15 protein-coding genes and 1 tRNA gene are annotated in these 11,370 nt (G+C 65.7%); 4 read left to right on the top strand and 12 right to left on the bottom strand.

Features of this window, described 5'->3' with window-relative positions; translation table 11 throughout:
• Nucleotides 1–29 precede the first annotated feature (29 nt).
• The gene (gene purD, locus AM590_RS12710; protein WP_058827802.1) at nt 30–1,316 is read left to right on the top strand and encodes a phosphoribosylamine--glycine ligase; all 1,287 of its coding nucleotides are present in this window, start codon (nt 30–32) and stop codon (nt 1,314–1,316) included.
• Between the two features lie 90 nt (nt 1,317–1,406).
• A complete protein-coding gene (locus AM590_RS12705; RefSeq protein ID WP_058827801.1) occupies nt 1,407–1,955 on the top strand; it encodes a DapH/DapD/GlmU-related protein in 549 nt (182 codons plus the stop codon).
• Here the strand turns inward: AM590_RS12705 and AM590_RS12700 are convergent, their stop codons facing one another.
• The 5 genes from AM590_RS12700 to AM590_RS12680 all read right to left on the bottom strand — a co-directional run bounded on the left by AM590_RS12700 (nt 1,956) and on the right by AM590_RS12680 (nt 6,107).
• The gene (locus AM590_RS12700) at nt 1,956–2,987 is read right to left on the bottom strand and encodes a sensor histidine kinase (RefSeq protein ID WP_058827800.1); all 1,032 of its coding nucleotides are present in this window, start codon (nt 2,985–2,987) and stop codon (nt 1,956–1,958) included.
• Nucleotides 2,988–3,109: 122 nt separating this feature from the next.
• Complete coding sequence (locus tag AM590_RS12695; RefSeq protein ID WP_058827799.1) at nt 3,110–3,724, bottom strand: hypothetical protein; 615 nt, start codon at nt 3,722–3,724, stop codon at nt 3,110–3,112.
• Between the two features lie 202 nt (nt 3,725–3,926).
• A complete protein-coding gene (locus AM590_RS12690) occupies nt 3,927–4,817 on the bottom strand; it encodes a mechanosensitive ion channel family protein (RefSeq protein ID WP_058827798.1) in 891 nt (296 codons plus the stop codon).
• Nucleotide 4,818: 1 nt separating this feature from the next.
• A complete protein-coding gene (dacZ, locus tag AM590_RS12685) occupies nt 4,819–5,628 on the bottom strand; it encodes a diadenylate cyclase (RefSeq protein WP_008093643.1) in 810 nt (269 codons plus the stop codon).
• Nucleotides 5,629–5,744: 116 nt separating this feature from the next.
• Nucleotides 5,745–6,107 (bottom strand): group 1 truncated hemoglobin, encoded by a 363-nt coding sequence (locus AM590_RS12680; RefSeq protein WP_058827797.1) that lies wholly within the window; start codon nt 6,105–6,107, stop codon nt 5,745–5,747.
• A gap of 217 nt (nt 6,108–6,324) precedes the next feature.
• Here AM590_RS12680 and AM590_RS21000 point away from each other — a divergent pair, with 217 nt between their 5' ends.
• The gene (locus AM590_RS21000) at nt 6,325–6,513 is read left to right on the top strand and encodes a hypothetical protein (protein WP_058827796.1); all 189 of its coding nucleotides are present in this window, start codon (nt 6,325–6,327) and stop codon (nt 6,511–6,513) included.
• Between the two features lie 121 nt (nt 6,514–6,634).
• On the opposite strand, the gene AM590_RS12670 is transcribed toward AM590_RS21000, so the two are convergent.
• Nucleotides 6,635–6,717, bottom strand: a tRNA-Leu gene (locus tag AM590_RS12670).
• Nucleotides 6,718–6,823: 106 nt separating this feature from the next.
• Between AM590_RS12670 and AM590_RS12665 the strand changes: the two genes are divergently transcribed.
• Entirely contained in the window at nt 6,824–7,132 is a 309-nt protein-coding gene (locus AM590_RS12665) for a cyclin (protein ID WP_058827795.1), read from the top strand.
• A gap of 11 nt (nt 7,133–7,143) precedes the next feature.
• Here the strand turns inward: AM590_RS12665 and AM590_RS12660 are convergent, their stop codons facing one another.
• The 6 genes from AM590_RS12660 to AM590_RS12635 form a co-directional block, all read right to left on the bottom strand.
• The gene (locus AM590_RS12660) at nt 7,144–7,350 is read right to left on the bottom strand and encodes a hypothetical protein (RefSeq protein WP_058827794.1); all 207 of its coding nucleotides are present in this window, start codon (nt 7,348–7,350) and stop codon (nt 7,144–7,146) included.
• A gap of 29 nt (nt 7,351–7,379) precedes the next feature.
• The gene (locus AM590_RS12655; protein WP_058827793.1) at nt 7,380–7,880 is read right to left on the bottom strand and encodes a phosphopantetheine adenylyltransferase; all 501 of its coding nucleotides are present in this window, start codon (nt 7,878–7,880) and stop codon (nt 7,380–7,382) included.
• A 122-nt stretch (nt 7,881–8,002) separates the two neighbouring features.
• A complete protein-coding gene (locus AM590_RS12650; RefSeq protein ID WP_058827792.1) occupies nt 8,003–8,467 on the bottom strand; it encodes a winged helix-turn-helix domain-containing protein in 465 nt (154 codons plus the stop codon).
• Between the two features lie 67 nt (nt 8,468–8,534).
• Nucleotides 8,535–9,611 (bottom strand): glutamate--cysteine ligase, encoded by a 1,077-nt coding sequence (locus AM590_RS12645; RefSeq protein ID WP_058827791.1) that lies wholly within the window; start codon nt 9,609–9,611, stop codon nt 8,535–8,537.
• A 157-nt stretch (nt 9,612–9,768) separates the two neighbouring features.
• A complete protein-coding gene (locus tag AM590_RS12640; protein ID WP_058827790.1) occupies nt 9,769–10,434 on the bottom strand; it encodes a fibrillarin-like rRNA/tRNA 2'-O-methyltransferase in 666 nt (221 codons plus the stop codon).
• Nucleotides 10,431–11,273 (bottom strand): NOP5/NOP56 family protein, encoded by an 843-nt coding sequence (locus tag AM590_RS12635; protein ID WP_058827789.1) that lies wholly within the window; start codon nt 11,271–11,273, stop codon nt 10,431–10,433. Before AM590_RS12635 ends, AM590_RS12640 begins: the two co-directional genes overlap by 4 nt.
• Between the last annotated feature and the right edge of the window lie 97 nt (nt 11,274–11,370).

Here is an 11,370-nt window from a genome sequence, read left to right as displayed (position 1 = left end):
TTACACTCCCGTGCGCAGGGTATGCGACCATGAGCGAGACCGTCCTTCTCGTCGGCGGCGGCGGCCGCGAGCACGCGATTGCCCGCGCGCTGGCCCCCGACTGCGACCTGTACGCCTGCGCCAGCAACCGAAACCCCGGCATCGCCGCCCTCGCCGAGGACTTCGAGACGATATCGGAGACCGCCGCCGAGGACATCGTCGCCTACGCCGAGTCCGTCGGCGCGACGCTCGCGGTCGTCGGCCCGGAATCCGGCCTCGCGGCCGGCGTCTCAGACGCCCTCGACGACGCCGGCGTCTACACGTTCGGCCCGCAGGCGGCCGAGGCGCGCATCGAGACGGACAAGGCGTTCCAGCGGCAGTTCATGCGCGACGAGGCGATTCCGGGCAACCCCGACTTCGCCACCTTCGACGACATGGAGGCCGCCTGCGACTACATCGACGACTACGACGGCGACCTCGCGGTCAAGCCCGCGGGCCTCACCGGCGGCAAGGGCGTGAAGGTCATCGGCGACCAGGTGACGCCCGAGGAGGCGAAGGCGTACCTCCGCGATTCGGACTACGAACGCGTCGTCCTCGAAGAGCGCCTCGTCGGCGAGGAGTTCACGATTCAGGCGTTCGTCGCCAACGGCGAGTTCCGCGTCAGCCCCGCCGTGCAGGACCACAAGCGCGCCTACGAGGGTGACGAGGGGCCGAACACCGGCGGCATGGGGAGCTACACCGACGTGTCGCCCTCCCTGCCGTTCATGGCTGACGGCGACTACGAGGCCGCCGTCGAGGTCATCGAGGCTGTCGTGGAGGCGCTGCCGGACTACAAAGGCATCCTCTACGGTCAGTTCATGCTCACGACCGAGGGGCCGAAGGTCATCGAGTTCAACGCCCGCTTCGGCGACCCCGAGGCGATGAACACGCTGCCGGTCCTCGAAACGCCCTTCATCGACGTGCTCACGGCCGCCCGCGAGGGCGAGTCCCTGCCCGAGCTCGACTTCGCCGAGGCCGCCACGGTCTGTAAGTACGCCGTCCCCGAGGGCTACCCGACGGACCCCGAGGCCGGCGCGGAGATCGCGGTCGAAGTGGACGAGGACGCCGGCGCACTGCTGTTCTACGCGAGCGTCGACGACCGCGAGGACGGCCTGTACACGACGACCTCCCGGTCGTTCGCCGTGGTCGGCGTCGCCGACAGCATCGCCGAGGCGGAGGAACTCGCGGAGGACGCGCTCGCCGACGCCGGCGAGGGCTTCCACATCCGCCACGACATCGGCACGGCGGCGCTCGTCCAGCGCCGTATCGACCACATGGCCGAACTCCGCGGCGAGTAAGCAGTACCTGACCCCGCGGCCCCGCGTTGCTATTTCTCTCGTCGCCCCCGCGCCGAGGGCGCTTTTACCCCCGCGGCCCAATCGACGGGCGTGACCGACGACGCCGCACCGGCGGACGGCGACGCCCGCCGACACGACCGCATCCAGCACCACCCGACGCCCGGCCCGCGGAACTCGCTGCAGTACTGGACCGACGCAAAGCCCGTCTGGCGCGTGATGCTCAACTACGTGTTCGTCCTCGTGGCGCGCATCGCGCCGTCGCTCCGGGCCAGAAACTGGGCGCTCAGACGCATCGGCGTCACCGTCGGGGCGGGCGTCTCGTGGGGACTCGAAGCGACGCCCGACGTGTTCTGGCCGGAACTCATCACCATCGAGGACGACGCCATCATCGGCTACGACTCGGTCATTCTCTGTCACGAGTTCCTGCAAGACGAGTACCGGACCGGTGAGGTCGTCGTCGGCGAGCGCGCCATGATTGGCGCGAAGGCCACCATCCTCCCGGGCGTCCGCATCGGCGAGGGCGCGCAGGTCGCGGCGAACTCGCTCGTCACGCGCGACGTGCCCGCGGGTGAGACGGTCGCCGGGGTTCCCGCGAGACCGATGTCCGACGGAGAGACAGCGGAGCCGGCAGAGGAGTAATCAGTCGTCGACCGTGGACTGTTCCTGCAGCCGGACGCAGAAAACCGCGCCCTCGCCGTCCTCGCGGTCTTCGACCCAGATGGTGCCGTTGTACGACGAGATGACGTTGTCGGCGAAAAAGAGACTGATACCCGTGCCGTGGTGCAGTTGGTCGTACTCCTCGCGGCCGAAGATGAGGTCGCGGTGCTCCTCGGGGACGCCCGGCCCGTTGTCGGCGACGCGGACGATAACGAAACCGCCGTCGCGGTCGGCCGAGACCTCGACGCGGGGCGCCTCCTTGTCGTTGTGCATGACCGCGTTTTCGAGCAGACACTCGATGGCCTCGCCGAGGAGGTCGTCCCCGATGACCTCGACTTCGGGGAACGACCCGAACTGGAACTCGGCGTCCGGGAACTCTATCATGGCGTCGACGATTTTGTTGTTCAACACCACGTCGAGACGGACCGGGTGGTTCGAGACGTCGTGGGAGCGTTCGAGGTGCTCGCGGAGGTCGCGGGCGCGCTCGGACTTGTGGACGATTTCGAGGACCTTCTCCTGGACGAGGTCGAGTTCCTTCAGCGCCTGCTCGTCGTCGATTCGGCTGGCCACCTGCTGGGTGTAGCCGTAGACGACGTTGAGTTCGTTTCGGAGGTCGTGCCGGAGGAGGCGGTTGAGCACCTCCGAGGCGTTCTCGTAGCGGCGCTGTTTGGTCGTGTCGACGAAGAAGGCGAGAAACCCCTCCACGTCGCCGTCAACGACCATCGGGCTGGCGAACCCCTGCCCGTAGACGACCTGCTGGTCTTTCCGCCGCGCCATGAACTCCCCGGACCACGTCTCGCCGGCAATCATCTGCTCGACGATTTCGTAGTATATCTCCTCGTCGGCGGCGATGAGTCCGACCGACTCGCCGACGATGTCGTCGTAGTCGTAGCCGAGGAACTCCAACCCGGCGTCGTTAATGTCACGAAAAGCGAAATTCGTATCCGCAATCAACATGGGGATATCCGCACTTCGAAAAGCCTCGCGATACAGTTCCGGGTCGGTATCCTCCATGTTCGCTCTGCAGAGATAATTCTACCACCAATACTTATTTTCGGCGGTCGTTTCACCATCGAAAAAGTATCAAAAGGTTTTCACAATCGGGTTTCGTTTATATACGGTTTATGTCCCGTTTATTACTCGTCTCTGAGGTCGAACAGCCGTTGGTAATAGTGTGCGACGAGGTCGATTGCGGAAGAAACATCGCGCTCGGGGCTCTCTCGGGCCCACTCGTCGTGGCGAGTGACGCCGACGACGAAATACCGCGCGAGGTTATCGACGGTTTCGCTGTCAGCCGAGGGGGCCATCCGTGCGACTTTGATGCGGTGGGCCCGCCGAGCGACGGTCTCCCAGCCGTCAACCTCCTGTCCGTGGAGTCGCCAAAAGCGGGTGTGGAGCGTCGCGTATTCCGCATTTATGTCGAGTTCGTCACAGACGGTGCCGAGGAGTTCTCGAACGTCCCGCCACCGCGGGTCGTCGTTTATCGCGTCCGACTCGGAATCATCGGGAGCGGACGAGACGAACGCTCCGGGGGGGACATCGTGTTCGAAGCAGGCGTCGAAGTCGTCTCGGTTTTCGATTTCGTCCTGGAGAAAGAGCGCGCGCATGAACAGTTCGCCGGCGCGTTCAGCGCGTTCGGCGGGGACGTCGGGGAACTCGGCGACGAACGCCTCAGACATATGATGTACCGCGCGTTCCGCGGCGGTCATCGCGGCGTCGAAGTCGCAGTTGAGGAGGTGCGTCTCCCGCATATCCTGAAAGTAAAACCCTCGAAGTAGCGTCTCTGCAACCTCAAACGCTCGGGTGGAGGGGGCAGTAACGTCGAGGGTGGGGAGGTTCTCCGTCATCGTCTTCAGGGGGAGCCGATATGAGACAATCTTCGGACCACTTCTAAACTGTTATGGTAACGGTATGACAAAATTTCCGGAACCATCAGTCGTCGAGATTGTTTATCTACCGGACACGGCCGACGCCCTTGTCGAGGACACGTGCGTTCGGGATGACGAACTCAGTGTCCTCGGATTCGACGTGAGTGACGAACATATCGAGCTCCTGAACGACGCCGCTGACCTCGCCAACGACGATCTCGTCGCCGATACTGTACGGTTGGGTGAAAAGGAGGTACGTTCCCGCCGCACCCGAGCGAAGCAGGTCGCGGAACGCGACAGCGCTGAGGACGATGAGCCCCAGCATGTACGACGCGAGGAGGACGATGAGCGCGAGTGTGGCGACGCCGACCTGCGAGAGCGCGACCAGCGTGGCGAGGAAGAAGACGGTGTATTTGGCGAGCGACGGGAGGACGTTCACCTGCGGGAGTTTAACCGCGCGGAACCGCTCGGCGACGAGGAGTTCGACCTTGTCGCCGACGACGACGCCGATGATGAGGACCAAGATGGCGATGAACAGTTGCGGCAGGATGGCGATAACGAGCCCCCAGAAGCGGTCGGCGTAGTTGACCCCGACGAACGAGAGAGCGGCGAAGACGCTGATGCCGAGGACGAAATACCGCGTCAGCCACGACAGGATTTCGACCGTCGATGTCTCGAAATCGCGGGCGGTCCGCTCGAAGGCGGTTCCCTCGATGGCCTCGGGGACGCCGACACTGACGAGGAGTCGATGGACGAGCGTCCCCGCGACGTACGCGAGCACCAACCCGAGAAGGAGGATGGCGAGCACGCCGAGAAACCGGAGCCCGACTATCCGGACGATGTCGTTGACGGCACCGCCGACTGTCTGGAGCGGGACGGCGGACGCGGACACGGATGCGGACGCGGATGCGGCTGTGGACGCTGACGCGAGACCGACCGACGAGTGGATGAGGGACGCCGAAACGGGCCCCAGCATCTCAGTACGCCTCCGGGTCGATTTCGAGAATCATCTTGCCGCCTTTGAACGCCCGGACGAGTCCGTCGGACTCCGAGAGGACGATGGCGGTGGCGTTGGTGTCGCGGGTGATGGCGCCGCCGGCCATGTGGCGCGCACCCAGCCCCTTCGGGATGTCGACGCCCTCCGCGGAGGGTTCGAGGTACCGGTACGCCGAGACAATTTTCCCCGAATCGGAGATGACGAACGCGCCGTCGAGCCGCGAGAACTCCTTGAGCATCACGTTGACGATGGGGTCGCCGACGTAGACGTGGGACTTCTCGAAGGGGTTGTACGAAAGCGGCCGCGACTTGTTCATCACCTTCCCCGCGTCGCCGACGATGAACAGCGCGCCGACGGGTTCGCCCTTCTGGCCCTTCTTGCCCAGTTCGATGGCCACCTCGAACACGTCGCGGATGACGCCGGGGTCAGCCCGGGAGTTCGCAAAGAGGTCGTAGATGCCCGACCGCATGTTCTCCTCGACGCGGACGCGGACCAGCGAGTCGAGGTCGCCGCCGAAGACCCCGACGTTGCAGGCGATGGTGTCTCCCGCTTCGACGATACTCTGTTCCATCGCGCCCTCGACGCCGAAGCGGATGCGGTCCTTGACGTTCTGGAACTGGAGGGGTAGTTCCACAAACGTCTCGGCTTCGACCGTGTTCTCCGGCGCGATGACCACCGTCGGAACGTCCGTCTCGGCGAACTGCTCGTAGTGGGAGTGACTCGGCGTGAACAGAAACAGCCCATCGACGTCCGCCACGAGGTCGCCCAATAATTCGGATAACGCCGCCATTGGTGGAGAGAGACACCGGGTGAGAAAAAGGGTTGTGTCGCGTCTGACGCGTGGCGTGCGCGATTCGGCCGGTCGAAACCGGCGACTGATTCTCCCAGAAGGGGGCCGAACGGAACCTACTGCCCCAGAATCGGGGCTCTGAGCGCGGCGACTTCGTCGAGAATCGCATCGGCGTCTTCCGGGGCGACGCCGTTTTCGTCGAGCGCGGCCGCGAGGTGTTCGGCGATGGCGTCGAAGTCCTCGCCCGAGAGGTCGAGGTGGGCGTGGGCTTCCCGCATGTCGGCCCCGTCGTACTCGACGGGACCGCCCGCGACAGCGCTAATGAACTTGACCTGATGGGCGCGCTGTTCGACCATGTCGATGTCGTCGAAGTAGTGCGCGACCGAGTCGTCGGCGAGGACGCGGTCGTAGAAGTCCGAGACAACTGCTTCGACGGCCTCGCGGCCGCCGATACGAGCGTAGAGTGACTGCGCAGACATCCGTCAGCGAATTAGACACCACGACGGTAAGGTTTCCTCCGAACGTATGCGGGGTGTTTAAGAGTGGATTGGAAGTTGAAGTGGGAGTACGTGAAGTTCCGGTGGTTCTGTTTGAATTCTCCGGAGATGGGTCTGAGTCCGTAGAATCAAGATACTACGTCGACTTCCGGGATACGACCGGGGACAAATTTATAGCACAGTTGTCAGTATCTCGGGCGTGAACACTACGGCGAGGTTCGCTGTTATCGCGGCAGTCGCTCTCATCCTCTCGGCACTGATTTACACCCCACTGTTTACGCCGGGTCCCTTTCGCCTCTCTGACTATTTCCGACTCGAACTCGTCGTTTACATGGCAATCGGGTGGATATTCCTCGTTGTCACGTTCGCAGCCACGGAAGACGGATAACACTGTCCAGTACGCGAAACGCGCGGGACAGGGTTCGAACCGCGGTCGCAACGCTCCGCGTTGCTCCCTGATTCGAACCCTTCGGCTTGCATACACGTCTCTCACGGTGTTCGAGACGGTATGCGCGGGACAGGGTTCGAACCTGCGAAGGTCTACACCACAGCGTCCTAAGCGCTGCGCCTTTGGCCACTTGGCTACCCGCGCGCAATCGGGCGACGCTCGCCCTTCGGCCTGACATTTCCCGCAACGATATATAAACGTCACGAGGGACCGCCGCGGGGATTATGCTCCCGCGGCCGCAACGACGACCATGTACAGCGCCCGAGACCAGCGAGACAATCAGGAGTGGCTGTCCCGCATCGACGCCGCCGCCGACGGCCTCGAACTCGGCAGCGAGGCCCGCTCGTACGCCTCGGACATGTTTCTCACGCAGTTGCCCGACGAGGACCGCTCGAAGCAGGCCGTCGCCGCCGCCAGCCTCTACGCCGGCGCGCTCATCGCCGGCGAGGAGCGCTCGCAGACCGCCGTCGCCGAGTCGATGGACGTGTCACGGCTCAGCATCCAACAGCGCTGGAAGGACCTCCTCCGAGAGGCCGGCTTCCGACCGCCGAGTTGGTAGTTGGGAGGCACTCACTCTGGGGAGTTCGACGGTGCCATCCGGCGAGTCAAGACCGCGTAGGTCACCGCAACGGCGAGGACGCCGGCGACGATACCGGCCGGAATACCGACGAACAGCGAGAAGAAAATCCACCGAGCGGCCAGTTCGGTGACGGCGATGCCGACGAGCACGGCGGCGACGACGCCGACGGCGAAACTGGCGAACAACGGGTGTCGCATGGACGGCGATACGACCGTGAACGTGAAAACTATTCGTCGCTCGGGGGCGTCCGGCCGCGACCCTCGCGGTCGGGCGTGAGGTTGCCGTGGCGGTCTATCTCTCCGGAGACGATACGGGTCGAGGAGATACGCTCGCCGTCTTCGGCGGGGATGTGCTCGACAACCTCGATACGGAGGGGGTTGAGGCCTTTCTCTTCGCGAATTTCGTTGACGCGCTCGCCGCCGCCCCGCGTCTCGGGTGAGACGATGAGGACATCGAAGCCTTCCTCGGTCGCGATGCCGGTCGGTTTGTCGAGTTCGCGGACCTCGAACTCGCGGTCGTACTCCTCGGCGAGCGGTCGGAGTTCGGCTTCGAGGTCGGCCTTGCGGTCGTCGAAGGGCCGGACGTAGCGGTCGACGTGTCGCGTCTTCGGCGCGAGTTCGTCGCTCGTGAGTCCGACCGTGACGTCACCCAACTCGAACGCCCGCTCGAACAGCGCGAGGTGTCCATCGTGGACAGGGTCGAACGTCCCGCCCAGCGCGACGTGCATACTCTCGCGGTGGATGCGGCGCGACTTAAGCGGGTCGGGTTAGCCTAACGGACCAGCATCCGCGGCGAGCGAGGGGCTACCGAAACGAGGTGAGTCGCCGCAGAAGCCGGGAGATTGCGGAGCTACTCCTCGCGGACCGTAATCGTGACCGGTTCGGTCTCGTCGGTGCGGTCGGTTCCGAGGTGTCGGTCGAGGTTGAACACGGCGTTCAACTGCTCTTGTACCTGTCCGGAGACGCCCTTCACGAGGTCGCTCGGCGCGATTGCGACGTACTCGTAGGGGTTGTTGCCCGCGCCGGAACTCTTCCGCTTGCGGCGCTCGACCGTCTCGTCGTCGGTGAGTTCGGCCAGCGCCTCCCGAACCGTGCTGGGGTAGAGGCCGGTCCCCTCGGCGACTTCCTCGCTCGTCGAGTGGGGGTGCTGTCGGAGGTAGACGTAGATTCGCGCGCGCGTCTCGGTGTCGAGAATCCACGCGAGCAGGTCCACCAACCCGTCGTCGAACTCGGAGACGGCGCAGTCGGCCGCGCCGCCCGAGTGGTCTTCGTCCGTCGACTCCGCGCTCCCCTCTGTGCTCTGGTCCGCAGACATTTGTGCTACGGCAAAGGTCAAAACTGGGGCGCTAAAAAATGTTTCCTGTCGGTCGTCGGCGTGCGACTCAGTCCAGCGTCAAGTGTTCGCACAGGGCGTCGAGCCCGGATTCCTCGTGGATTCGTCGCTGGATGGCGGTACCGGATTCGGCGCCGAGGAGCGACCGGAGGCCGTCGACGCCGAGGCGGTCGGACTCGCGTTCGACGAACGATTCGAGGCTCACGACGCCCTCGGAATCGGGAGCGATGAAGTCGGTGTCTCGCCCGTAGCGGGTCGCGCGCCACTTGTTCTCGTCGAGGAGTTCCCGGCGGACTGTCGTTCCCGACTCGCCGGACTCGTAGCGGTCGGCGAGGTCCAACACGAGCGCGTGGACGTACTCGACGAAATCGGCGACGCGTTCGGGGTCGGTCTGGGCGTCGGGGGTGCGGATTTCGACCGTCCCGTGGCCCGTGTGGGGGCGCACATCGTACCAGAGTTCGCCCCGGTCGTCTATCGAGCCGTACTCGACCATCCGGCGCTCGAAGCGCTGGAAGTCCTCGAAGTCGTCGAAGGCGGTCGGCATGCCGGTGTTCGGGAGGTTCTCGAACACCTTGGCGCGGGCGGAGGCGAGGCCGGTGTCGAAGCCGTTCCAGAAGGGGGAGTTCGCGGAGAGCGCGAGCAGGGGCGCGAGGTACCAGCGGAGTTCGTTGGCGACCCAGACGGCCTTGTCCGCGTCGTCGACGCCGACGTGGACGTGGAGGCCGGCGGTCGTGTTCCGGTGTTGTGGGTACTGAATCCGGTCGAGCTGCGCCTGATACCGGGGCTTCGTCGCGTGGTCGAGTTCGCGCCACTTGGCGGCGGGGTGGAGCCCGGCCGCGGCGATGCGGTAGCCGTGGTCAGCGGCGTGGTCGACGAGCGCCTCGCGGACCGACTCGACGGCCGCGCCGGCCTCGTCGGGGTCCTCGATGAGCGGCGTCTGCGTCTCGATAGTGAACTTGAACAACTCGTGGTCGAGCCGTCCGGCGAGCGGTTCCGGAGGCTCCGATCCGTAGACTAAGTCGTCGATACCCGAGGTGGGGCGGCCGTCGGCATCGACGATATAGAATTCCTCTTCGACGCCGAGCGTCCCCATTCGGTCGAAGGCGTCCGCCGACCCTAGTTCCATCGCAACGGCGTAAGTTGCGCCGAATTAAAAACACCGTGGGAGCCGGCGAACGCGTCGTACGACCGCGGGCAAGCGAATCGGGCGATAGTGACGACCGAAAATCAGGTCTCTCGGAGCAGTCGTCAGACGGAGCGATGACGGTGACGCCGCCGCCAACCTACTTCGGGCGGGCGACGATACCGAGGTGATCCGCGTGGAAGCGGTCGAGGCGGGCTGTGTCGAGGATTTCGTAGGCCGGTTCGAGTTCGGCGACCACGTCGTCGAACACGTCGTCCGGCTCGGCGGTCACGTCCTCGCTCCGCGCCTTGACGGCCATCAGGAGCCGGCCGTCGTCTGCGAGGAACTGTCGGTTGCGGACGGCGACGGTCGCCTGCCCGCGGGTCGCCACGTCCATGACGAGGCAATCGATGCCGGCTTCGACCACGTGCGCGTAGGATTCCGGGTCGCGCGCGTCCTTCAAGAGCGGAAAGAGATTGTCGCGGTCCTCAGCGACGCCGACGAGGTCGCGGACGGGGCGCGGCGCGAACTCCACGGCGTAGGTCGGCCCGGCGAAGTCGGCGACGTGCGAGACGGTCGTTCCCGAGGCGGCTCCGAGATAGAGGACCGACTCGCCACCGACGAGACCCGTGTCCATGCCGAGTTCGAGCATCGCGCCGAGTTTCGAGCGCCCGGCGTCCCACGCGCGCCAACCGTCGGCGTCGACGGGTTCGCCGTAGACCTGCGCGCCTCGCGTCGAGAGGCGCTGTCGGCCGCCGAACGTCCGGCGCTCGACGCCTTCGGGAAGGTCGACATCGGCGTCGCCCGCGGAGCTATCGTCGCTCATTCGTCGTCCTCCTCGTCGGCGCGGGCGCGAATCGTCGCCATCCGGTCGGCGAGTTCGGCGTGCAGGTCCGGCCGGTAGTCGCCCGAGTAGTGGTCGATGCGCGCGGCGATAGAGAGCTTCCCGGCGAGCGCGCGGGCGGCCGACCCGCGGTCCTGCTGGCGCGTCCCGCGGACGTACTCGTGGGTGAAGATGACGCCGTGTTTGGGCGACGTGGCGCGACCCTTCAGGTGCGCGAACAGGGCGTCTTCGGCCCCGAGCACTTGGACCGTTCCGCTCGGCTTCTTGGCGAGGCTTTCGAGGCCGCCGGCCAGCGCGATGAGTCGCGCCGCGAGGACGGGCCCGGCCATCTCGGCGAGGTTCGGCGCGGTCGTGGGCGCGCGCTCTTCGATGAACGCCCGGAGGTCGTCGCGCTCGTCGAGCAGGTCCACCGCGCGGGTGGCGTAGGAGACGACGCGCTCTTCGGCGGCGGTCTTCGGGTCGCGGGCGGCGATATCGCGGACCCCGTCGAGGCCGCGCGGGACGTCCTCGTAGAGCGTGCCGGCCCACTCGACGACCCGCTCGGCGAGTTCGTTCGCGGTCCGTTCGGCGTCGTCCATCGCGCGCACGGCGTGGGCGAGTTGCACGTCGTCGGCGCGCTCGCGCTCCGCGACGGCCTCGCTGGCGGCGGCGAGCGTCGCCGAGCGAAGCTTGGCGTAGTAGTCGGTGTCGTCGGCGGCGAACCCGGTATTGACGGCCTCGGCCGGCCAGTCAGCGGGGGCGGAGGCGCGGCCCGTTCGGACTCGCGTCGCCCCGGATTCGGGGTCGTCGGGGTCCGCGCCGGCGAACCATGCGTCTGTCATACTGGCGGATTGCGCCCCGTTCGGGTAAAAGGACACGGACCCGCGGGCGCGGTTCGGCGCTCCGCGGCATTTCCGTGGTAAGTTTTAACACACCATG

The organism is Haloferax sp. Q22 (assembly GCF_001482285.1).
In the GTDB taxonomy this organism is placed as follows: Archaea; Halobacteriota; Halobacteria; order Halobacteriales; family Haloferacaceae; genus Haloferax.
Note: the sequence above shows the minus strand (reverse complement) of the source record. Positions and strands in the feature narration are given on the sequence as shown.

Coding starts and splice junctions, on each gene's coding strand:
- purD (WP_058827802.1), top strand. CDS start 30: ATGAGCGAGACCGTCCTTCTCGTCGGCGGCGGCGGCCGCGAGCACGCG.
- AM590_RS12700 (WP_058827800.1), bottom strand. CDS start 2,987: ATGGAGGATACCGACCCGGAACTGTATCGCGAGGCTTTTCGAAGTGCG.
- AM590_RS12695 (WP_058827799.1), bottom strand. CDS start 3,724: ATGCGGGAGACGCACCTCCTCAACTGCGACTTCGACGCCGCGATGACC.
- AM590_RS12690 (WP_058827798.1), bottom strand. CDS start 4,817: ATGCTGGGGCCCGTTTCGGCGTCCCTCATCCACTCGTCGGTCGGTCTC.
- dacZ (WP_008093643.1), bottom strand. CDS start 5,628: ATGGCGGCGTTATCCGAATTATTGGGCGACCTCGTGGCGGACGTCGAT.
- AM590_RS12680 (WP_058827797.1), bottom strand. CDS start 6,107: ATGTCTGCGCAGTCACTCTACGCTCGTATCGGCGGCCGCGAGGCCGTC.
- AM590_RS12665 (WP_058827795.1), top strand. CDS start 6,824: ATGTACAGCGCCCGAGACCAGCGAGACAATCAGGAGTGGCTGTCCCGC.
- AM590_RS12660 (WP_058827794.1), bottom strand. CDS start 7,350: ATGCGACACCCGTTGTTCGCCAGTTTCGCCGTCGGCGTCGTCGCCGCC.
- AM590_RS12655 (WP_058827793.1), bottom strand. CDS start 7,880: ATGCACGTCGCGCTGGGCGGGACGTTCGACCCTGTCCACGATGGACAC.
- AM590_RS12650 (WP_058827792.1), bottom strand. CDS start 8,467: ATGTCTGCGGACCAGAGCACAGAGGGGAGCGCGGAGTCGACGGACGAA.
- AM590_RS12645 (WP_058827791.1), bottom strand. CDS start 9,611: ATGGAACTAGGGTCGGCGGACGCCTTCGACCGAATGGGGACGCTCGGC.
- AM590_RS12640 (WP_058827790.1), bottom strand. CDS start 10,434: ATGAGCGACGATAGCTCCGCGGGCGACGCCGATGTCGACCTTCCCGAA.
- AM590_RS12635 (WP_058827789.1), bottom strand. CDS start 11,273: ATGACAGACGCATGGTTCGCCGGCGCGGACCCCGACGACCCCGAATCC.